This is a genomic window from Pseudomonas sp. SDO52101_S400, from assembly GCF_054071635.1.
In genome coordinates, this window is the sequence record NZ_JBSVWF010000082.1 from 1 (window position 1) to 21,444 (window position 21,444).

General features: G+C 61.3%; 13 protein-coding genes and 1 other RNA gene. 5 read left to right on the forward strand and 9 right to left on the reverse strand.

The window, feature by feature from the left end; genetic code table 11:
* Positions 1 to 147: 147 nt before the first annotated feature.
* Entirely contained in the window at positions 148 to 486 is a 339-nt protein-coding gene (locus tag ACW9HX_RS26935) for a YbaB/EbfC family nucleoid-associated protein (protein WP_007951650.1), read from the reverse strand.
* A 67-nt stretch (positions 487 to 553) separates the two neighbouring features.
* Entirely contained in the window at positions 554 to 2,644 is a 2,091-nt protein-coding gene (dnaX, locus tag ACW9HX_RS26940) for a DNA polymerase III subunit gamma/tau (protein ID WP_457382923.1), read from the reverse strand.
* Positions 2,645 to 2,789: 145 nt separating this feature from the next.
* Here dnaX and ACW9HX_RS26945 point away from each other — a divergent pair, with 145 nt between their 5' ends.
* A complete protein-coding gene (locus ACW9HX_RS26945) occupies positions 2,790 to 3,539 on the forward strand; it encodes a substrate-binding periplasmic protein (RefSeq protein ID WP_457382924.1) in 750 nt (249 codons plus the stop codon).
* A gap of 9 nt (positions 3,540 to 3,548) precedes the next feature.
* Here ACW9HX_RS26945 and ACW9HX_RS26950 read toward each other — a convergent pair whose 3' ends face one another.
* From ACW9HX_RS26950 to ACW9HX_RS26980, 7 genes are all read right to left on the reverse strand, one after another.
* Positions 3,549 to 5,507 (reverse strand): hypothetical protein, encoded by a 1,959-nt coding sequence (locus ACW9HX_RS26950; RefSeq protein ID WP_457382925.1) that lies wholly within the window; start codon positions 5,505 to 5,507, stop codon positions 3,549 to 3,551.
* A 232-nt stretch (positions 5,508 to 5,739) separates the two neighbouring features.
* Positions 5,740 to 5,836, reverse strand: an RNA gene (gene ffs / locus ACW9HX_RS26955) — signal recognition particle sRNA small type.
* Positions 5,837 to 5,947: 111 nt separating this feature from the next.
* Positions 5,948 to 7,114 carry a zinc-binding metallopeptidase family protein gene (locus ACW9HX_RS26960; RefSeq protein WP_457382926.1) on the reverse strand — a complete coding sequence of 389 codons (1,167 nt, stop codon included), beginning with the start codon at positions 7,112 to 7,114 and terminating at the stop codon, positions 5,948 to 5,950.
* Between the two features lie 68 nt (positions 7,115 to 7,182).
* The gene (gene ligA / locus ACW9HX_RS26965; RefSeq protein WP_457382927.1) at positions 7,183 to 9,540 is read right to left on the reverse strand and encodes an NAD-dependent DNA ligase LigA; all 2,358 of its coding nucleotides are present in this window, start codon (positions 9,538 to 9,540) and stop codon (positions 7,183 to 7,185) included.
* Between the two features lie 88 nt (positions 9,541 to 9,628).
* The gene (zipA, locus tag ACW9HX_RS26970; RefSeq protein ID WP_457382928.1) at positions 9,629 to 10,495 is read right to left on the reverse strand and encodes a cell division protein ZipA; all 867 of its coding nucleotides are present in this window, start codon (positions 10,493 to 10,495) and stop codon (positions 9,629 to 9,631) included.
* A gap of 259 nt (positions 10,496 to 10,754) precedes the next feature.
* Complete coding sequence (smc, locus tag ACW9HX_RS26975) at positions 10,755 to 14,243, reverse strand: chromosome segregation protein SMC (RefSeq protein ID WP_457382929.1); 3,489 nt, start codon at positions 14,241 to 14,243, stop codon at positions 10,755 to 10,757.
* Positions 14,244 to 14,245: 2 nt separating this feature from the next.
* Positions 14,246 to 14,905: a GntR family transcriptional regulator gene (locus tag ACW9HX_RS26980; protein ID WP_011333269.1), complete on the reverse strand. Its 660-nt coding sequence runs from the start codon at positions 14,903 to 14,905 to the stop codon at positions 14,246 to 14,248.
* 266 nt (positions 14,906 to 15,171) lie between these two features.
* On the opposite strand from ACW9HX_RS26980, the gene xdhA reads away from it, so the two are divergent.
* The 4 genes from xdhA (at position 15,172) to guaD (ending at position 21,332) form a co-directional block, all read left to right on the forward strand.
* Positions 15,172 to 16,626, forward strand: coding sequence for a xanthine dehydrogenase small subunit (gene xdhA / locus ACW9HX_RS26985; RefSeq protein WP_457382930.1), 1,455 nt, complete (start codon positions 15,172 to 15,174; stop codon positions 16,624 to 16,626).
* Positions 16,619 to 19,018 (forward strand): xanthine dehydrogenase molybdopterin binding subunit, encoded by a 2,400-nt coding sequence (gene xdhB, locus ACW9HX_RS26990; RefSeq protein ID WP_457382931.1) that lies wholly within the window; start codon positions 16,619 to 16,621, stop codon positions 19,016 to 19,018. The genes xdhA and xdhB overlap by 8 nt, the downstream gene beginning before the upstream one ends.
* Before the next feature lie 138 nt (positions 19,019 to 19,156).
* The gene (gene xdhC / locus ACW9HX_RS26995; protein ID WP_007952025.1) at positions 19,157 to 20,014 is read left to right on the forward strand and encodes a xanthine dehydrogenase accessory protein XdhC; all 858 of its coding nucleotides are present in this window, start codon (positions 19,157 to 19,159) and stop codon (positions 20,012 to 20,014) included.
* A 13-nt stretch (positions 20,015 to 20,027) separates the two neighbouring features.
* On the forward strand, positions 20,028 to 21,332 hold the full coding sequence (gene guaD, locus ACW9HX_RS27000) for a guanine deaminase (protein ID WP_457382932.1): 1,305 nt from the start codon (positions 20,028 to 20,030) through the stop codon (positions 21,330 to 21,332).
* Positions 21,333 to 21,444: the final 112 nt, after the last annotated feature.

The following is a 21,444-nucleotide window of genomic DNA, read 5'->3' on the forward strand; positions in this document are numbered from 1 at the left end:
CACATTTGAAATGCACTCCCTTGTGGGAGCGAGCCTGCTCGCGAAGGCGTCGACCTGCCGGACACCACACATTTATGAGCCAGAAACAAAAATGCCAGGCGCGATGCCTGGCATTTTTTTGTAGCTCATCCAACCCGCAAAGGCGAATCAAAATGGCAGTTTCATACCGGCCGGCAGGTTCATGCCAGCGGTCATGCTGCCCATCTTGGCCTGGCTGTTGGCTTCGATCTGACGCACGGCGGCGTTTACGGCAGCGGCCACCAGATCCTCGACCACTTCACGGTCGTCTTCGTCCAGGCCCGGCAGCACGCTTGGGTCGATGCTGACTTTTTTCACGTCATGACGGCCGGTCATCACCACGGTGACCAGATCGCCGCCGGCCTTGCCGGTGACTTCTGCGTTGGCCAGCTCTTCCTGCATCTTGGCCATTTTTTCCTGCATCTGCTGTGCCTGCTTCATCAGGCCGGCCATGCCACCTTTCATCATGGTAATCACCTCAAAAGTACTTGGATCAATACAGCGTCCGGCCACTTCAGCCGAACGCCTTCAGTTATTAGCCCTGACTGACCAGGGCGTCGACAGGTTCAATAGTATCGTGTCGCACGACCGCACCGAACTGCTGCACCATCTGCTGGATGAACGGATCGCCGTGGATCGATTCCTCAGCCTCGCGCTGGCGGTTGGCACGGCGCCGGGACGCGGCCTGGGCCGGGGTTTCCTGCTCGGGCTTGATCAGCTCCATGCTCAGGTTCAGCGTGCGACCGTGGTACTGGTTCAGCGCATCGTTCAGACGACGTTGCTGAGTGGCGTTGAACAAGGCGCTGTGGGCCGGGTCCAGGTGCATCAGCCAGTTGTCGCCATCGACTGCGATCAGCGTGCAGTTGGCGGCGATGCTGCCGGTCATGCCGGAAATCGGCAATTTCGGAAACAGTTCCAGCCATTGCAGGGCCAGACCGGTGGCCGGCGCGGCGGCGGGTTCCGGCTCAGGCTCCGGTGCCGGATCGGCGGCGTGTTCACTGGCCAGATCGTCGAGGTAACTGTAGGCCGAATCCATGTCCGGCTCGATGTAGTCCTCGTCGAGCGGCGGCTCATCGTCCATGTCCATGCCCGGCGTAAAGGCATCGACTTCGGCCACGGATGGCTCGGGGATCGGCGCAGCGGCCCACTCCGGGGCATCCGGCACAACGCTGTCCGGGGTCGGCAGCGGCATCGGCGGCAAATCAGGTTGTTCGGCAGTGGTTTCCAGCACCGGCTCAACCACTGGCTGCTGCACAGGCGCCGTTTCTACCGGGTCGTTCCAAGGCAGATCGACGACTTCCTCGACGGCGGCCGGTTCGGGCTCTGGCACTGGCTCGGGAACGGGTTCAGGCGCAATCACCGGGGTAACCGGGACGGGCTCGGGAACAGGTGCAGGCGCTGGAGCAATCACCGGAGCCGGCGCAACAGCCGCAGCAACTACCGGCGCTGGTTTCGGCGCGGCAGCCACTGAGTTTGCGGAATCAACTGTGGCCTGGCTGATCCCCACTGGCTTTAGCGGTTGCCTCGGGGCGTCCGCCGTGTCTGCCGGCCGGAAGGCCAGCATCCGCAGCAGCACCATTTCGAAACCGCCTCGCGGGTCCGGCGCCAGCGGCAAGTCGCGGCGACCGATCAGGCCCATCTGGTAATAGAACTGCACGTCTTCGGCCGGCAAGGCCTGGGCCAGCGCCAGCACCCGGTCACGGTCGCCGTGGCCGTTGTCGACACCTTCCGGCAAGGCCTGGGCGATGGCGACACGGTGCAGCACATTGAGAATTTCCGAGAGCACGCCGTTCCAGTCCGGGCCCTGTTCGGCCAGGTGGCGCACGGCTTCGAGCAATGCCTTGGCGTCGCCTTCGATCAGAGCGTGCAACACGTCATAGACCTGACCGTGATCCAGCGTACCGAGCATCGCCCGTACGTCGGTGGCCAGAACCTTGCCTTCACCGAAGGCGATGGCCTGATCGGTCAGGCTCATGGCGTCACGCATCGAACCGTCGGCCGCACGGCCGAGCAGCCACAGGGCGTCGTCTTCGAACGGTACGTTTTCGGCGGTCAGGACATGAGTCAAATGCTCGACCACACGCTCAGGCGTCATGTTCTTCAGGGAGAACTGCAGGCATCGCGACAAAATCGTTGCCGGAAGTTTCTGCGGGTCGGTAGTCGCCAGGATGAACTTGACGTAGGGCGGCGGCTCTTCGAGGGTTTTCAGCAGCGCATTGAAGGAATGGCTGGAGAGCATGTGCACTTCGTCGATCAGGTAGACCTTGAAGCGCCCGCGGCTCGGGGCGTACTGCACGTTGTCGAGCAGTTCGCGGGTGTCTTCGACCTTGGTCCGGCTCGCGGCGTCGATCTCGATCAGGTCGACAAAGCGGCCTTCATCGATCTCGCGGCACACCGAACACTCGCCGCAAGGGCTTGAAGTGATACCTGTTTCACAGTTCAGGCATTTGGCGATGATCCGCGCAATCGTGGTCTTGCCGACCCCCCGCGTACCGGTGAACAGGTAGGCGTGGTGCAGGCGCTGGCTGTCCAAGGCATTGATCAGAGCCTTGAGCACATGGGTCTGGCCGACCATTTCGCGGAACGAGCGCGGACGCCATTTACGTGCAAGAACCTGATAACTCATCGAAAACCGTCGCGGCAAAGGAAGCAGAAGCGGCTAATGCTAGCGGAGCAAGGCCAAAATTGCATCCGGTGCGCTCTTCTATTCTGGCTAAGCTGCATGGGCGGGGGCTTTTGTCGGCACGGGAACGGGAATTACCGGAGCATTTATGCGGTGGGCCGTGGGGGCAATACTGGGAATCAGCCTGAACGTGATGGCGGCGCAACCGCCGCTGCGCTTCGCCATGGCCGACAGCTGGGCGATGCCGCTGGTGCAATACGAACGTGGCCGACCGGCCCAGGGCATTCTTTACGACATGATGCTCAGCCTCGCGACCCAGGTCGGCGCGCCGGCGGAGTTTCACGTGCTGCCCCGCACCCGGGTGCAGAACGCCATGGAACACGGTGAAGTCGACGTACGCTGTTATGCCGCGCAATCGTGGCTGCCGAACCAGTCCGGCGATTACATCTGGAGCATTCCGCTGCTGTTCCAGCGCGACCTGCTGGTCAGCCGTCAGGATCAACCACCCAGCATCGATCCGACTCACCTGCCCCGCCAGTCGATCGGCACCGTGCTCGGCTACAGCTACCCCACGCTTCAGCCGCTGTTCGACGCCGACCGTTTATGGCGCGAAGACGCACGCAACCAGGAACAGGTCCTGGACAAGCTGCTGGCCGGTCGCTACCGATACGCCGTGAGCAATCAATGGACCCTGGACTGGTTCAACCAGCGCCTGCTGCCGGGGCAGCAACTGCAAGGGGTGGCGGTATTGCAGGAGCAGCAGGTTGGCTGCTACGTACGCAACGATCCGAAAGTCCCGGTGCAGCGGATATTGAGGACGTTGCTGCGGATGAAAATATCGGGGGAGATTGATGACATTATTCGGTTGTATACCGGGAGCTCGGACGGCGAACGGTAAGCCAGCCCCTCAATGCCCCGCCGTATCGCGAAATTTCTGGTACTCGTGATACTCGACCCACGCGACCACATCGTACGGCACGTAAAGCTTCAGCCTGGCGCGGGAGATGGCGATGTACACGGCGCAGATCCGCTGATCGAACGCGTAGGCATCCTTGAATTTCTCGTTGGTCAGCAGCCCGGGTGTCAGCAGCACCTTGTCGAACTCCATGCCGCCCGCCTCTTCTGCCAGCATCAACATGCAGCAGTGGTCGGCGTTGTCGATCATTCGGTTCAGGCGTGTCAGGTCGGCAATCATGAAGCCGTTTTCCAGCTTGGCCTTGACCCGCAGAAACGACTCGTCGAACTGGTTGGCGTCGCACACGGCTTGCCAGTCGGGCAGGTCACTGAAGTACGGATGCACGCCGTTTTCGCTGAATTCGGAACGGTAGAAGTCGGGCTTGAACAGTTCAATGGCGGTGGCCATGAAATGCTTCAGATCATCCTGAGTTCGCTTGTCCGGAAATCTGAATTTGCAGTTGGAATCGTGCAGGTGGATGGCCCAGATCATGGTGTCCCAAGGCGATGCCGTCAGCACCACGCATCCCTCGGATGGTACGAAACCTTCCGGGTACTCCTTGATGACGACGTCAGCATCACTGGCGCCCTCGAACGGTATCTTGCCCTTCTGCGAATGCCGGGCGATCAGCGGGTTGACCAGCCGTTCGACGTTGCGGCCCGAGCGCACGGAATAGCTGATATCGCTTTGGCGAACCTCACGGTGGCGCTTGACCGGCACGCCGCTGGCCTGTTGGTACTCGTCGCCGAGGGTGATCAACACCTGGCGGCCACGTTCAATGATCTGCAACAACGAGCCGGGAATATCCTGGCTCTCGTCGATCAACACGTGGGTGTAGCGCGCCGGTACCACGCAACCGGCAATGCAGGCCCGCTTGATCATCAGTAGCACTTCGAACCCGGTCTGGCTGCCCCACGCCGGATTGAGTTCTAGGTAGCCCCACACCCGGCTCGAATACTCCAACAGAACCTGAGCGTCCATGCTGGAGAGCGGCTGGTTGAAATGCGGCAGATGCTTCGCCGAAAAGGTGTGATCGCGGAAGCGGCAGTAGCGCTCGATCACTTTGAGGCAGAGCTCTAGGGTCGCCGGCCCGTCATGGTGGCGGAAACCGAAGATATTCAGCTCCTGCGCCAGCGCCTGCCGGGTCGGGATCCGAGCCGCTCCTTCAGCCTGAGGCCTGCGCCCCAGCATCAGCGACTGCGCAAACGCCAGGAAGGTCTTGCCGGCCTTCTTCTCGCTCGGCCCCACCATGCGCTGACGAAGGACTTCCAGCTTGGCGGGGGTGCGTGCCAGCAGCAGCGTCTTTTCCGGCCGCAGATGCTCCAGCAGGGCCACCAACAGATGACTCTTGCCGATCCCCGCATAACCTTGAACATGGAGGTCTTCATCCAGGTTGGCGCGGAAAGTCCTGACCAGTTTGTCCTGTGCCGGGCTCAACCAACGCTCGCGTTGCCGGGGCGTCACGATCGGCTGGCTGAACGGGTCATGGCTGCGATGGCGTCGAACCTTGTATTCAAAATCCCACTGACCATCGGGCAATAAATAGTCGCGTGCCGACACTTCTTCGGCCAGCAGAAAACGCAGGTTCAGCGGTTGGAGGACCTTCAGGCCGAAATACAGTTTGCGCGGATCGAACAGCCGCTGTGCTTCGGACAGCAGGCCCGCCGTTGTTGACTGCCGCTTTTCGGCAGCCCAGGACAAGAGCTTGGCCAGAATCTTCTCCGCTGCCACAGCACCGAGATCCTGCTCTTTCGTCTGCACCAGATTCTGGATGACCAGCACTGCCGCCAACTCTGGATCGGTCAGGGCTTCGAGGGCTTTGGCGCCACTCGCCTGCAACAGGTTCGCGCAGGTTTCATCCGTGACGGGCAAGAATACAGGGCTGGATAGATCGGAATGTTCCGGGAGCATAAAACCTCGCGGCCAGGGCCCAGACCTTACAAGGTCGATCCTGGCCAGACTCTTCATTTATTTCGGTTGTGGCGAGTATGCGGGATCGCAAGGGAAATGATTACCCCGCGTCGACGCCCTTGCTAGCAGAGGGTTTGGGGACGAACCGCCAAATCGCAGGCATAAAAAAACCGCAGTGGGCGAAACCCATGCAGTTCGGCGTTGATTTGTTCGATGTTCGTTAAGGTGGTAACCCTACCAGCCACACCCCGGCACACAATGTTCCCGCTGTGGCTGCTGCCTTCCGGCTCTGACCAGGTTCACGGGTAATCGTTGCGGGGGGACCGATAGGGTCACCATAACGATGCTCACCTCTCGGCGAGCCGCGCCATTGTACCTATCTGCGACGAAGTTACAACCGCTGGTTGCAGATTAAAAATATGAAGGGCTTCAAGCACTTGCTATTGCGCCTGAAGCACCTCGTCCGCCCGGCCGCCCTCTTGCTGGATCACCAGATGAATAAAGTGCAGCTTGGCAATCGCCGACGGCGGCAGGACGAAAGGATAGAAATCCGGCTGGCCCATGCTGCGTGACAGTTCGTTGAGCATGCCGGCCAGTTCGATCCACGCGTTGACGAACGACAGGAACGCCGCGCCGCCGGGATGTTCGGGGTCGTACAGCGTGCTCGACGGAAACGGCTGGTAATCCAGGTCCATTTCCCGGGCGCTCATGCCGAAACCCAGCGCGGTATCCACCGCATCCATCATGTGCAGGTAATGCGCCCAGGTTTCTGCCCAGTCTTCCCACGGGTGCATGGTGGCGTAGGCGCTGACGTAGTGCTGCGGCCAGTCCGCCGGCGCGCCCTGCTGATAATGCCGCTCCAGCGCCTCGGCATAACTGGCGCGTTCGTCGCCGAACAGGTTGCGGAACGAACCGAGCCACGGGCCATTGTCGATCAGGCGATCCCAGTAGTAATGCCCGACCTCATGGCGAAAATGCCCGAGCAGCGTGCGATAGGGTTCGTGCATCTGCGCCCTGACTTGCTCGCGGTGGGCATCGTCCGCTTCTGCGATGTCGAGAGTGATCAGGCCGTTGGCGTGGCCGGTCATGGGTGCATTGCCTTGCAGATCGACGCCGATGAAATCGAACGCAAGGCCGGTGTCTTCGTCGACGGTTTTCGGGATGACCGGCAGGCCGAGACTGATCAGTTGCGCCACCATTCGGCGCTTGGCGATTTCCACTTTGCGCCAGCGTTCGGGGTTCTCCGGGACGGACAGATCGGGGATGGTGCGATTCAGATCGCAGGCCGCGCACAGGGTGTCGTGATCGTTGGCGGGCAGCAGCCAGTTGCAGGCCGCCGGGGTGTCGAGGTTGGCGCAGCGCCGGAACAGGCCGGCCTCGGGATCGGCATCCAGCGTCCAGGTGCCTTCAAACGGCCCCGGTTGCAGCGACGTCAGCCGACTGTGTTCCGGTTGATAACCCAGCGCTGCGTTGCAAGCCAGGCACTGACTGTTGCGAAAGAACAGCGACTGGCCGCAGCGGCACGGCCAGACTTTGCTGTTGCGCGAGGATTCGCCCATGAACGGCGCGACGATACGGGAACTCAACTGCTCGAAAAAGCGGTACATGGCGATCTCTCCCTGGGGCTTGCCAAGACTAGATCATTCCCGCGAGTTGATCGTTCCCGCGCATTGCGTCAGGCAGAAATACCGTGTCCTTTCAGGAACGCGATAAACGCCTCTTCATCCATGACCTTCACGCCCAGCTCGTTGGCCTTGGTCAGTTTCGATCCGGCGCCCGGCCCTGCGACCACGCAATGGGTCTTGGCCGACACGGAGCCGGCGACCTTGGCGCCGAGGCTTTCCAGGTGTTCCTTGGCGACGTCCCGGCTCATCAGCTCGACCTTGCCGGTCAGCACCCAGGTTTCGCCGGCCAATGGCAGGCCCTCGACGACTTTTTTCTCGCTCTGCCAGTGCATACCGAAATCACGCAACTGCTTCTCGGCACTTTCAGCCAGCTGCCGATGCTCGGGCAGTTCGAAAAACTCACGCACCGAGTTGGCCTGTTTCTCCGGCAACGCCTGGCGCATGTCCAGCCAGTCAGCGTTCATCACCCCTTCCAGCGTTTCGAACTTGTCCGCCAGCTTCTGCGCGCCGCCCGGCCCTACCGAAGGAATGTGCAGCTTGTCGAGGAAGCCTCCCAGCGTGGTGCTCGCGGCAAACTCGGCACCCAGCTCACCCTGATCCTGAATCTGCAGACCGTGGCCCAGCAACTCGGTGATCACCTGCTGGTTGTGCGCATCTTCAAAGAAGCTGTGAATCTCGTGCGCCACTTCCAGGCCGATGTCCGGCAGGTACGTCAGCACTTGCGGCAAGGCTTGCTGGACGCGCTCCAGCGACCCCAGCGAACGCGCCAGCACCTTGGCCGTCTCCTCGCCGACATCCGGGATACCCAGCGCATAAATGAAGCGCGCCAGACCTGGCTTCTTGCTGTCTTCGATGGCCGCCAGCAACTTGTTGCTCGACACCTCAGCGAAGCCTTCCAGGTCGACGATGTCATCGAACTTCAGCGCGTAGAGATCGGCCGGCGAACTGACCAGGCCTTCGTCCACCAATTGCTCGACGCTCTTTTCGCCAAGGCCTTCGATGTCCATCGCCCGACGCGACACGAAGTGAATGATCGCCTGCTTCAGTTGCGCACCGCAGGCCAGACGACCGACGCAGCGATACACCGCGCCTTCACTGATGGTTTCCTTGCCCTTGCTGCGCTTGACCAGTTGCGTGCGCTCGACGTGAGATCCGCAGACCGGGCAGTTCTCAGGGATTTGCACGGGCCGCGCATCCTCCGGGCGGCGCTCGAGGACCACTTGCACCACTTGCGGGATCACATCGCCGGCGCGGCGAATGATCACCGTGTCACCGATCATCAGGCCCAATCGTGCGACTTCATCCATGTTGTGCAATGTGGCGTTGGCCACCGTGACGCCAGCGACCTTGACCGGTTTCAAGCGCGCCACAGGGGTGACGGCGCCGGTACGGCCGACCTGGAATTCCACGTCGAGCAGTTCGGTGAGTTCTTCCATGGCCGGGAATTTGTGGGCAATCGCCCAGCGCGGTTCGCGGGCGCGGAAGCCCAGTTCGCGCTGATCGGCAATGCTGTTGACCTTGAACACCACGCCGTCGATTTCATAGGCCAGCGAGTTACGGCGCTCACCGATAACGCGGTAGTAATCCAGGCATTCGCCGATACCTTTGGCCAGTTTCAATTCGTGGCTGATCGGCATGCCCCAGGCTTGCAGTTGCTTGAGGTTGCCAATGTGGGTGTCGGAAATATCGTGAGAGACCTGACCGATGCCGTAGCAGCAGAATTCCAGCGGACGATTGGCGGTGATCTTCGAATCCAGCTGGCGCAGGCTGCCAGCGGCGGCATTGCGCGGGTTGGCGAAGGTCTTGCCGCCGACTTCCAGTTGCGAGGCATTCAGGCGCTCGAAACCGGCCTTGGACATGAACACTTCGCCGCGCACTTCCAGCGTCGCCGGCCAGCCTTCGCCGTGCAGCTTCAGCGGAATGTTGCGCACGGTGCGCACGTTGACGCTGATGTCTTCGCCAGTGGTGCCGTCGCCGCGTGTGGCGCCGCGCACCAGCACGCCATCCTGATACAGCAGGCTGACTGCCAGGCCATCGAGCTTTGGTTCGCAGCTGTATTCCACCGCCGCGCCACCGCCGAACAGGTCGCCAGCCGGCAGATCCAGGCCCTCGGTCACCCGACGGTCGAACTCGCGCATGTCGGTTTCTTCGAAGGCGTTGCCGAGGCTGAGCATCGGCACTTCGTGACGCACCTGGGTAAACGCGGTCAGCGCCACGCTGCCGACGCGCTGGGTCGGCGAGTCGCTGGTGATCAGGTCCGGGTTGGCCGCTTCCAGCGCCTTGAGCTCATGAAACAACCGGTCGTACTCGGCATCCGGAATGCTCGGCTCATCGAGAACGTGGTAGCGGTAGTTGTGCTGATCGAGTTCAGCACGCAGCTCTAGAATGCGGTCTTTGGCGGCAGTCATGGGTGTTCTCTCATAAAGCAAAAGAGCAGCCGAGGCTGCTCAATCTGTATTTGCCGATTGCCCCTTTATTGCGAGGCAACCTTTTCAATCAACGCTTCTGGGTCAGGGCGCGACGTTCGAATTCGACGATGCGCTGACGGTAGTGCTCGATGGTCTGCGCGGTCAGGACGCTGCGCTGGTCATCTTTCAATTCGCCGTTCAGTTCCTGGGACAGCTTGCGGGCTGCCGCGACCATCACGTCGAAGGCTTGCTTCGGATGACGCGGGCCTGGCAGGCCGAGGAAGAAGCTCACCGCCGGGGTGCTGAAATGGTCGATGTCGTCCAGATCGAAGATGCCCGGCTTGACAGCGTTGGCCATGGAGAACAGCACTTCGCCGTTGCCGGCCATGCTTTCGTGACGGTGGAAGATGTCCATCTCGCCGAAACGCAGGCCGCTTTCCAGAATGTTCTGCAACAGTGCCGGGCCCTTGAAGCCGGCCGGATCGCGGCAGATCACGCTGATGACCAGTACCTCTTCAGCTTGCGGCTGATCCTTGTCGGCCATTGCCGGCGACGACTTGGCGACAGGCTCGACGAAATCATCGTCACGACTGCTGAAGCTCGGACCGCCGTCCAGGTCCAGATCAAGGTTCAGGTCACCCTGGGCCGGACCGTTGTTGCCACGCTTGCCGCGCTTGGAACCGGATTCGCGAGGCTCGCGTGGTTCGCGGGCCGGCATGCTCACCGATGGCAGGTCGTGTTCGTCCAGTTGCGGCTCTTTATGGTTGTCCAGTACGCGGGCCGGGCCCAACAGCTCAGCGCTGGTGTCCTCGTCCGGCAGGTTGGACAGACTTCGGTCAAGACGGAATTTCAGTTTTCCCTTGCCGCCGCGCATACGGCGCCAGCCATCGAAAAGAATACCGGCTATCACAATGATGCCGATGACGATCAGCCACTCGCGCAGACCGATTTCCATGTAATCCCGTGCCTCTATAAAAAATGCTGAAAAATAAGGGGTTTACACTGTGCAAACCGCTTTAAAACGTGGCGCCAACTCTATGTTCTGACAGGCGTTTTGCCCACGTATACGAAAAATTGACATTAAACTAGCACGACCAAAGACAACTTTACACCGTCTGTCTCATTGGCTTGCGCGAATATGTCGATTGGCCAGCAAGTCGGAGCTGGTAAAAAAGTCCTACAACCTTCAAATACCTTTCCGACACTGCGCCGGCTCAGGCATCCACCATCGCCATCGCCTCCTCGACATCCACGGCTACCAGTCGCGAACAACCCGGCTCATGCATCGTCACGCCCATCAACTGCTCGGCCATTTCCATGGCGATCTTGTTGTGGGTGATATAGATGAACTGCACGGTCTGCGACATCTCTTTGACCAATCGTGCGTAGCGTCCAACGTTAGCGTCATCCAGTGGTGCGTCAACCTCATCGAGCATGCAGAACGGCGCCGGATTCAATTTGAAGATCGCAAAAACCAGTGCCAGTGCGGTCAGGGCTTTTTCGCCGCCGGAAAGCAAATGGATGGTGCTGTTCTTCTTCCCGGGCGGCTGCGCCATGATCGTCACCCCTGTATCGAGTAGATCTTCGCCCGTCAGTTCCAAATACGCGCGTCCGCCACCGAAAACTTTCGGGAAAAGCGCCTGTAAACCGCCATTGATCTGATCAAAGGTATCTTTGAAACGGTTACGGGTTTCCTTGTCGATCTTGCGGATGACGTTTTCCAGCGTCTCCAGGGCTTCGACCAGATCGGCGTCCTGGGCATCCAGATAACGTTTACGCTCGGATTGTTGCGTGTATTCGTCGATCGCCGCGAGGTTGATCGCGCCCAGGCGCTGAATGCGTGCGGCGATGCGTTCCAGTTCTTCTTCGGCCTCCTTCTCGCTGGCCTCGGCGGTCAGGGTGTTGAGCACGCCGTGCAGATCGTAGCCGTCTTCCAGCAGTTGATCCTGCAGGGCCTTGCGGCGCACGGTCAGGGCCTGCCATTCCATGCGTTGCTGTTCGAGCTGGCCACGGATCAATTGCGATTGCTGCTCGGCCTGGGTTCGGCGTTTTTCCGCGTCGCGCAGTTCGCGGTCGGCGTCTTCCAGGGCGATTTGCGCGGTCTTGAGTTCGTCGTCGACGCTCATGCGCTTGTCGAGCAACTCTTCGAGTTTCAGACGCAGCTCTTCCAGAGGCGCCTCGCCCTCCTCCAGGTTCAGGCTGAGCTGCTCACGCTTTTCGGTGAGGCGCTCGGCCTGCATTTCCAGACGCTCAAGGGCCTGGCGTGTCGAATCGTGCTGCGCCCGCAACGAACCGAGGCGCACGGCCAATTGATGGGCGCGATCCTTGTGCTGACGGGCCTCCTGACGTACGCGATCCAGGCGTTCGCGCAGGCTGTCGCGCTGGGCCAGCAGCAACTCGCGCTGTTCGGTGTCGAGAGCCATGGCGTCGAGGGCGTCCTGCAACTGGATTCGCGCTTCGCCGATGTTTTCGTGCTCCAGCGCACGCTGTTCGGCCAGCTCGACCAGCTCTTCATCGAGACGGGTGCGGCGCAGGGTCAACTGCTCGGCCTTGGCTTTGCCGGCGGAAAGCTGGGCTTTCAATTCACCTTGTTGGCGGGCTTCGTCTTGCAGCAAACGACGCAAATGTTCGCGGCCGTTTTCCTGCTGACGCTGTTGTGCCCGCAGGGTCTGCAAACGGGTTTCCATGGCTTCGACCGTGGCTTCGCGCTCTTCGCGTTCCGCATGCAGCGATTCGATTTCCTGGCCGCGAGCGAGCATGCCACTTTCGGCTTCGCTGGCTCGGCGTACGCGCAGAAAATGCCGGCCGACCCAATAACCGTCGCGGCTGATAAGACTCTGTCCGGCAGCCAGTTGGCCGCGCAAGGCCAGTGCCTGCTCTAGGCCGTCGACCGGTTTGACCTGGCCCAGCCATGGCGACAAATCGACCTGCGCCTCGACCTTGTCCAGCAGGCTGCCGGCCACGCGCACGCCATCACTGCCGGGGCTGAGCAATCGCAGATCGCCCTGAGCAAAACCGGACAGATCGAAGCCGTCGAAATCATCTACCAGCACCGCTTGCAGGTCGGCGCCGAGCACGGTTTCCACCGCCAGCTCCCAACCGGCCTCGACCTTCAGCCCTTCGGCCAATCGCGGACGCTCGGCGAGATTGTGCTCTTTCAGCCATTCGGCGGTGCCGGTGCCCGGATCGAGCGCGGCCTGCTGCAAGGCTTCAAGGGATGCGAGGCGACCATTGAGGCGCTGCAAATCGCCTTGCGCCTGTTGCTGCGCCGTCAGCGCCTGCTGCAATTCCTGACGCAGTTGCTCGAGTTTTTCGACCTGGGCTGCTTCGCTGGTCTGCAAATCTTCAAGGGTGGCTTCGGACTCGGCGAGCTGCTCGCTGAGTTCCATGATCGCCGCGTCTTCCGGATCGGCCGAGAGCAACGCCCGTTCTTCGCCCAGACGCTTTTGCCGATCGGCCAGGCGCTCCATGCTGGTTTCCAGCTGCTGGATGCGCGACTGCTGCACTTCAGCCTGACGACGGGGCTCGGCGGCGGTCAGGTTGAAGGTGTCCCACTGCTCCTGCCAGCCGTGCATCACGGTTTCGGAATCTTCCAGCGCCGCGGCGGCTTCTTCGGCGGCGGCGTTGGTGATTTCCTGCTCGGGAGTCAGTTGATCCAGTTCTTCACCGAGGGTCAGCAGCAAGGTACGGTCATGGCCAAGGTGCGATTCGGTTTCGAGTCGCGCGCGTTCGGCTTCCTTCAAGTCGTCCTGCAACTGGCGCAAACGCTGCTGACCGTGCTGGATGCTCTGCTCGACCCGGGCGATGTCGCCGCCGACCGAATAGAAGCGTCCCTGCACCAGATTGAAGCGCTCGGACAGGTCATGGTGACCGTCGCGCAGGCGTTCGATCGCAGCGTCAGCGTTGCGTTGCTCGGCGACCAGCGCTTCGAAGCTGATTTCCTGGTTGCCGATGATCGACTCGCGCTGGCCGACCTGATCGTTCAGATCCTGCCAGCGCAGGGCCGACAGTTGCGCCTTGAGCTGGCGCTCCTCGGCCTTGAATTCCTGATACTTCTTGGCGGCCTCGGCCTGGCGGTGCAGACGTTCGAGCTGGCGCTCGAGCTCTTCACGCAGGTCGGTGAGGCGGGCAAGGTTCTCGTGGGTGCGGCGGATGCGGTTTTCGGTCTCGCGCCGGCGCTCCTTGTACTTGGAAATACCGGCGGCTTCTTCGATGAAGTTACGCAGGTCTTCCGGCTTGGACTCGATCAGCTTGGAGATCATCCCCTGCTCGATGATCGAGTAGCTGCGCGGGCCGAGGCCGGTGCCGAGGAAAATGTCGGTGATGTCACGACGACGGCATTTGGCGCCGTTGAGGTAATAAGTCGTCTGGCTGTCGCGGGTCACCTTGCGGCGGATCGAAATTTCCGCGTACGCCGCCCACTCGCCCAGCAGCGTGCCGTCGGAGTTGTCGAACACCAGTTCGATGCTCGCCTGGCTCACTGGTTTGCGGCTGGTCGAGCCGTTGAAGATGACGTCGGTCATCGACTCGCCGCGCAGGTTTTTCGCCGAGCTTTCGCCCATCACCCAGCGCACGGCGTCGATGATGTTCGACTTGCCGCAACCGTTCGGCCCGACGACCGCCGCCATGTTGCTGGGGAAGTTCACCGTGGTCGGGTCGACGAAGGATTTGAACCCCGCCAGCTTGATGCACTTGAGGCGCAAGGTCAGGCAACCGTCAGGGCGGACACCACCAGATCGCAGCTGCGCTGGGCGTAAGCCGTCAGCACGATGCGGATCTGCGGCAGGTCACGGGCGAGGACGGCGGCCAGCAAGCGTTCGAACAGTTCGAGGAACTCGCTCATCTCGGCCTTGCGCTGTTCCAGTGCAAGGAAGTACGCACGGCTCATGGCAGGTTGCAGGTTTTCCACCGTTTCCTGCAGGTACGGGTTGTTGGCGAACGGATACGCGGCGCGCATCACGTTGAAGCTGTCGTCGACGAAGGTGCGGATGTCCTGACGCTCGTAGCTGGCGGTCAGGCGTTGCTGGATCTGCACGAACGGCGCCATGTCGGCCTGGGTCTGCCAGCCATTGGCCACTGCGTTGCCGAGCAGGATGTACAGCTCGCTCATCAACGTGCACAGGCTCTGTACCTTGTGCGCCGTCAGTTCGGTGACGTGGGCGCCGCGGCGCGGCAGGATCGCGATCAGATGACGGCGCTCGAGGATCAGCAAGGCTTCGCGGACCGAGCCGCGGCTGACGTTCAGCGCCAGCGTGACCTTCTGTTCCTGGATACGCTCTCCCGGCTTCATTTCGCCGCGAATGATCCGTTCGGCGAGGTGGTGAGCGATTTGCTCGGCGAGGCTGTCCGGCGCCTTGAACGTCATGGTTGTCCTTCAAACTCTTCGATCTGCACAAGCGGCGCAGTGTAGCGCAATGCGCGGTCATGGCGGAGTGCCCGCACAGCGGTTTTTGGCACGAATCCCGCAAAAAAGCGTTTGATCCAATGAGGGTCAATACTGAAGAGACACGTGGTTGAGCGACAAAATGATTTTTCCTGACCTTTAAGTCAGAAAACCATTGACCGAAAAGTCAGACCTGCTAAATTCGGCTCAAGTCGCTTAACAACAATAATGAGTCTGCGAGGCCTTCCGTGATCCAGTTTTTACTCAACCAGGAACTCCGTAGCGAGCACGCCCTGGACCCGAACCTGACTGTGCTCAACTACCTGCGCGAACACGTGGGCAAATCCGGCACCAAAGAAGGCTGCGCCAGCGGTGACTGCGGCGCCTGCACCGTGGTGGTCGGCGAGTTGCAGACAGATGACGATGGCCGCGAACACATTCGCTATCGCAGCCTCAACTCGTGCCTGACGTTCGTTTCGTCGCTGCACGGCAAACAACTCATTAGCGTCGAAGACCTCAAGCACAAGGGCGAACTGCACAGCGTGCAGAAAGCCATGGTCGAGTGCCACGGTTCGCAGTGCGGTTTCTGCACCCCCGGCTTCGTGATGTCGCTGTTCGCCCTGCAAAAGAACAGCGATGCACCGGACCATGCCAAGGCCCACGAAGCGCTGGCCGGAAACCTCTGCCGCTGCACCGGCTACCGTCCGATCCTGGCCGCTGCCGAGCAATCCTGCTGTGGCAAGCAACCGGACCAGTTCGACGCCCGCGAAGCGGAAACCATCGCCCGCCTCAAAGCCATTGCCCCGACATCCATCGGCGAACTCAACAGCGGCGACAAACGTTGCCTGGTGCCGCTGACCGTGGCCGATCTGGCCGACCTCTACGACGCATATCCACAAGCCCGCCTGCTGGCCGGCGGCACCGATCTGGCGCTGGAAGTCACGCAATTCCATCGCACCCTGCCGGTGATGATCTACGTCGGCAACGTCGCCGAAATGAAGCGCATCGAAACCTTTGAAGACCGCATCGAAATCGGCGCCGCCACTGCCCTCTCCGACTGCTACGAAGCGCTGAACGCCGAGTACCCGGACTTCGGCGAACTGCTGCACCGTTTCGCCTCGCTGCAGATCCGCAACCAGGGCACGCTGGGCGGCAACATCGGCAACGCCTCGCCGATCGGTGACTCGCCGCCCCTGCTGATCGCCCTCGGCGCGCAGATCGTGCTGTGCAAGGGCGAGACCCGCCGCACGCTGAACCTGGAAGATTACTTCATCGATTACCGGGTCACCGCGCGTCAGGAAAGCGAGTTCATCGAAAAAATCATCGTGCCTCGCGCCACGGCTGAGCAGCGCTTCCGCGCCTATAAGGTCTCCAAGCGCCTGGACGACGACATCTCTGCCGTCTGCGCCGCCTTCAATCTGCGTGTCGAAAACGGCGTGATCACCGACGCTCGCGTCGCCTTCGGCGGCATGGCCGCGATCCCGAAACGCGCCGCTCACTGTGAAGCCGTGCTGCTCGGCCAGCCGTTCAACAACGCAGTCATCGAACGCGCCTGCATCGCGCTGGGCGAAGATTTCACTCCGCTCTCGGACTTCCGCGCCAGCAAGGAATATCGCCTGCTCAGTGCGCAGAATCTGCTGCGCAAATACTTCATCGAACTGCAAACACCGCACATCGAGACTCGGGTGACCGCTTATGTCTAACCATCACGGCGTAGAGAAAACTCAAGCTGAACTGGCTGAATTGTTCGCCAAGGACCTGACCACCGGTGTCGGCCGCAGCGTCAAGCACGACAGCGCCGCCAAGCATGTTTCCGGTGAAGCGCAGTACATCGATGACCGGCTCGAATTCCCGAACCAGCTGCATGTTTACGCACGGCTGTCGGATCGCGCCCACGCGAAAATCATCAGTATCGACACCAAGCCTTGCTACGCCTTCGAAGGCGTGCGCATCGCCATCACCCACGAAGACGTGCCGGGCCTGAAAGACATCGGCCCGCTGCTGCCAGGCGATCCGCTGCTGGCTATCGATGACGTGCAGTTCGTCGGTCAACCGGTGCTGGCCGTCGCTGCGAAAGATCTGGAAACCGCACGCAAGGCCGCCATGGCCGCGATCATCGAATACGAAGATCTGGAGCCGGTGCTGGACGTGGTCGAAGCCCTGCGCAAACGCCACTTCGTGCTCGACAGCCACACCCATCAGCGCGGCGATTCGGCCAACGCCTTGGCCACGGCTGAACATCGCATTCAAGGCACGCTGCACATCGGCGGTCAGGAACACTTCTATCTGGAGACCCAGATATCCTCGGTGATGCCAACCGAAGACGGCGGCATGATCGTTTACTGCTCGACGCAGAACCCCACCGAAGTGCAGAAACTGGTGGCCGAAGTCCTCGACGTTTCGATGAACAAGATCGTGGTCGACATGCGCCGCATGGGCGGTGGTTTCGGCGGCAAGGAAACCCAGGCTGCGAGCCCGGCATGCCTGTGCGCCGTCATCGCGCACCTCACCGGTCAACCTACCAAGATGCGCCTGCCACGGGTCGAAGACATGCTGATGACCGGCAAACGCCACCCGTTCTATGTCGAGTACGACGTCGGCTTCGACAGCACTGGGCGCCTGCACGGGATCGCGATGGATCTGGCCGGCAACTGCGGTTGTTCCCCTGACCTGTCGGCCTCGATTGTCGACCGCGCAATGTTCCACTCGGACAACTCGTACTACCTGGGCGATGCGACCATCAATGGTCACCGCTGCAAGACCAACACCGCGTCGAACACCGCTTACCGTGGTTTCGGCGGCCCGCAAGGGATGGTCGCGATCGAAGAAGTGATGGACGCCATCGCCCGTCACTTGAATCTCGATCCGCTGGCCGTGCGCAAGGCCAACTACTACGGCAAGACCGAGCGCAACGTCACCCACTACTACCAGACCGTCGAGCACAACATGCTCGAGGAAATGACCGCCGAACTGGAAGAAAGCAGCCAGTACGCCGAGCGCCGCGAAGCGATCCGTCGCTACAACGCCAACAGCCCGATCCTGAAAAAAGGCCTGGCACTGACCCCGGTAAAATTCGGCATTTCCTTCACCGCCAGTTTCCTCAATCAGGCCGGTGCGCTGGTGCACGTCTACACCGACGGCAGCATCCACCTGAACCACGGCGGCACGGAAATGGGTCAGGGTCTGAACACCAAAGTCGCGCAGGTCGTGGCCGAAGTGTTCCAGGTGGAAATGGACCGGGTGCAGATCACCGCGACCAACACCGACAAGGTGCCGAACACCTCGCCGACGGCGGCGTCCAGCGGCGCCGACCTCAACGGCAAAGCGGCGCAGAACGCAGCAGAAATCATCAAGCAGCGCCTCGTCGAATTCGCCGCACGGCACTACAAGGTCAGCGAAGAAGACGTGGAATTCCACAACGGCCACGTGCGGATTCGTGACCACATCATGACCTTCGAGGCGCTGATCCAACTGGCGTATTTCAATCAGGTTTCACTGTCGAGCACCGGGTTCTACAAGACACCGAAAATCTACTACGACCGCAGTCAGGCCCGTGGCCGGCCGTTCTACTACTTCGCCTTCGGCGCGGCGTGCTGCGAAGTGATCGTCGACACCCTGACCGGCGAGTACAAGATGCTGCGCACCGACATCCTCCACGACGTCGGCGCCTCGCTTAACCCGGCCATCGACATCGGCCAGGTCGAGGGCGGCTTCGTTCAGGGCATGGGCTGGCTGACCATGGAAGAGCTGGTGTGGAACAACAAGGGCAAGCTGATGACCAACGGCCCGGCCAGCTACAAGATCCCGGCCGTGGCTGACATGCCGCTGGACCTGCGGGTGAAGCTGGTGGAAAACCGCAAGAACCCGGAAGACACCGTATTCCACTCCAAGGCTGTGGGTGAGCCGCCGTTCATGCTCGGCATCGCCGCGTGGTGTGCGATCAAGGATGCGGTGGCCAGTCTGGGCGACTACAAGCATCAGCCAAAGATCGACGCACCGGCGACCCCGGAGCGGGTGTTGTGGGGTTGCGAGCAGATGCGTCAGCTCAAGGTGGTGAAGGCCGTCGAGGCTGAAACCGAGCTGGCTCCGCTCTAAAGACCGAGGCGCGGCCTTCGCGGGCAAGCCCGCTCCCACAGGGATATGTGCTGACTGTTGGACTTGTGCAAATCCAATGTGGGAGCGGGCTTGCTCGCGAAGAGGCCCGAACAGACAACGACAGATGTCGAGGTGAACATGTACAACTGGATCGACGCCCTCGCCGACCTGCAGAACCAGGGCGAACCCTGTGTTCTGGTGACGATCATCGAAGAGCTCGGCTCGACGCCGCGCAATGCCGGCTCGAAAATGGTCGTCAGCGCCCGCCAGACGTTCGACACCATCGGTGGCGGGCACCTGGAATACAAAGCCATGCAGATCGCCCGCGAGATGCTCGCCAGCGGCAAGCAGGACACCCATCTGGAGCGCTTCAGCCTTGGCGCCAGCCTCGGCCAGTGCTGCGGTGGCGCGACGGTGCTGCTGTTCGAACCGATGGGCCAGGTGCAGGCGCAGATCGCTGTGTTCGGCGCCGGTCATGTCGGTCGCGCCCTGGTGCCGCTGCTCGCCAGCCTGCCGTGCCGGGTACGCTGGATCGATTCCCGGGAAGAAGAATTTCCCGAACAGATTCCCCACGGCGTCCGTAAAATCGTCGCCGAAGAGCCTGTGGATGAAATCGACGACCTCCCCGCCGGCAGCTACTGCATCGTCATGACCCACAACCATCAGCTGGATCTGGAACTCACCGCCGCGATCCTCAAGCGTAACGACTTCACCTGGTTCGGCCTGATCGGCTCGAAGACCAAACGGGCCAAGTTCGAACACCGCCTGCGTGACCGTGGCTTCGATGCCAGCGTCGTGCAACGCATGCGCTGCCCGATGGGCATCGGCGAAGTCAAAGGCAAATTGCCTGTGGAAATCGCCATCTCCATCGCCGGCGAAATCATCGCCACCTATAACGCCAATTTCGGCCAGCACACCGCCAGCGCCGAACCGATTGCCAAACTGCTGCCGGTTTCGCGCCGCAGTCAGGCCGCCACACTCAAAGCCTCAAACTGATTAGAGAACCCTCATGCCTCTGACTCGCAAAGCCTACCGCGCCGCCATCCTGCACAGCATCGCCGACCCTGCCGAGGTCGGTATCGAAGCCTCCTACGAGTATTTCGAAGACGGCTTGCTGGTGGTCGATGGCGGCAAGATCAGCGCCCTCGGCCACGCCAGCGAACTGCTGCCGACCCTACCGGCGGACATCGAGATCACGCATCACAAGGATGCGCTGATCACCCCGGGTTTCATCGACACCCACATCCACCTGCCGCAGACCGGCATGGTCGGCGCCTACGGCGAGCAATTGCTGGACTGGCTGAACACCTACACCTTCCCGTGCGAAAGCCAGTTCGGCGACAAGGCACACGCCGATGAAGTGGCGGACATCTTCATCAAGGAACTGCTGCGCAACGGCACCACCACCGCACTGGTGTTCGGCAGCGTGCACCCGCAGTCGGTGAACTCGTTCTTCGAAGCCGCCGAGAAGCTCGACCTGCGAATGATCGCCGGCAAGGTGATGATGGACCGCAACGCGCCGGACTACCTGACCGACACTGCTGAATCGAGCTACGTCGACAGCAAGGCGCTGATCGAGCGCTGGCACGGCAAGGGCCGCTTGCACTACGCGGTCACCCCGCGCTTCGCCCCGACCAGTACTCCGGAACAACTGACCCTCGCCGGGCAGTTGCTGACTGAATACCCGGATCTGTACATGCAGACCCACATCAGCGAGAACCTCAAGGAAATCGAGTGGGTCAAGGCACTGTTCCCGGAGCGCAAGGGCTACCTCGACGTCTACGACCACTATCAGTTGCTCGGCGAACGTTCGGTGTTCGCCCACGGCGTTCACCTGTGCGACGACGAATGCGCGCGCCTGGCGGAGACCGGTTCGGCGATCTCGTTCTGCCCGACCTCGAACTTCTTCCTCGGCAGCGGCCTGTTCAACCTGCCGATGGCCGAGAAACACAAACTGAACGTCGGCCTCGGCACTGACGTGGGCGGCGGCACCAGTTTCTCGCTGCTGCAGACCTTGAACGAAGCCTACAAGGTGATGCAGCTGCAAGGTGCGCGCCTGAGCCCGTTCAAGTCGCTGTACCTCGCCACCCTCGGCGGCGCGCGGGCACTGCGTCTGGAAGACAGGATCGGCAACCTGCAACCGGGCTCCGACGCCGATTTCCTGGTGCTCGACTACAACGCCACGCCGCTGCTGAGCTACCGCCTGAAACAGGCCAACAACATTGCCGAGACGCTGTTCGTGCTGATGACGCTGGGCGATGACCGTACCGTGGCTCAGACCTATGCGGCGGGTGCTCTGGTACACCAGCGCTGAGTTTCCCCAAGGCAAAAAAATCCCCCGAGAGCGTTCAGCTCCGGGGGATTTTTATTGCCTGTCAGGACGTCTTCGCGAGCAAGCCCGCTCCCACAGGGGGAATGCATTTCAA

Coding starts and splice junctions, on each gene's coding strand:
- xdhC (WP_007952025.1), top strand. CDS start 19,157: ATGTACAACTGGATCGACGCCCTCGCCGACCTGCAGAACCAGGGCGAA.
- ligA (WP_457382927.1), bottom strand. CDS start 9,540: ATGACTGCCGCCAAAGACCGCATTCTAGAGCTGCGTGCTGAACTCGAT.
- ACW9HX_RS26935 (WP_007951650.1), bottom strand. CDS start 486: ATGATGAAAGGTGGCATGGCCGGCCTGATGAAGCAGGCACAGCAGATG.
- ACW9HX_RS26960 (WP_457382926.1), bottom strand. CDS start 7,114: ATGTACCGCTTTTTCGAGCAGTTGAGTTCCCGTATCGTCGCGCCGTTC.
- dnaX (WP_457382923.1), bottom strand. CDS start 2,644: ATGAGTTATCAGGTTCTTGCACGTAAATGGCGTCCGCGCTCGTTCCGC.
- ACW9HX_RS26950 (WP_457382925.1), bottom strand. CDS start 5,507: ATGCTCCCGGAACATTCCGATCTATCCAGCCCTGTATTCTTGCCCGTC.
- zipA (WP_457382928.1), bottom strand. CDS start 10,495: ATGGAAATCGGTCTGCGCGAGTGGCTGATCGTCATCGGCATCATTGTG.
- xdhB (WP_457382931.1), top strand. CDS start 16,619: ATGTCTAACCATCACGGCGTAGAGAAAACTCAAGCTGAACTGGCTGAA.
- ACW9HX_RS26980 (WP_011333269.1), bottom strand. CDS start 14,905: ATGACGTTCAAGGCGCCGGACAGCCTCGCCGAGCAAATCGCTCACCAC.
- ACW9HX_RS26945 (WP_457382924.1), top strand. CDS start 2,790: ATGCGGTGGGCCGTGGGGGCAATACTGGGAATCAGCCTGAACGTGATG.
- guaD (WP_457382932.1), top strand. CDS start 20,028: ATGCCTCTGACTCGCAAAGCCTACCGCGCCGCCATCCTGCACAGCATC.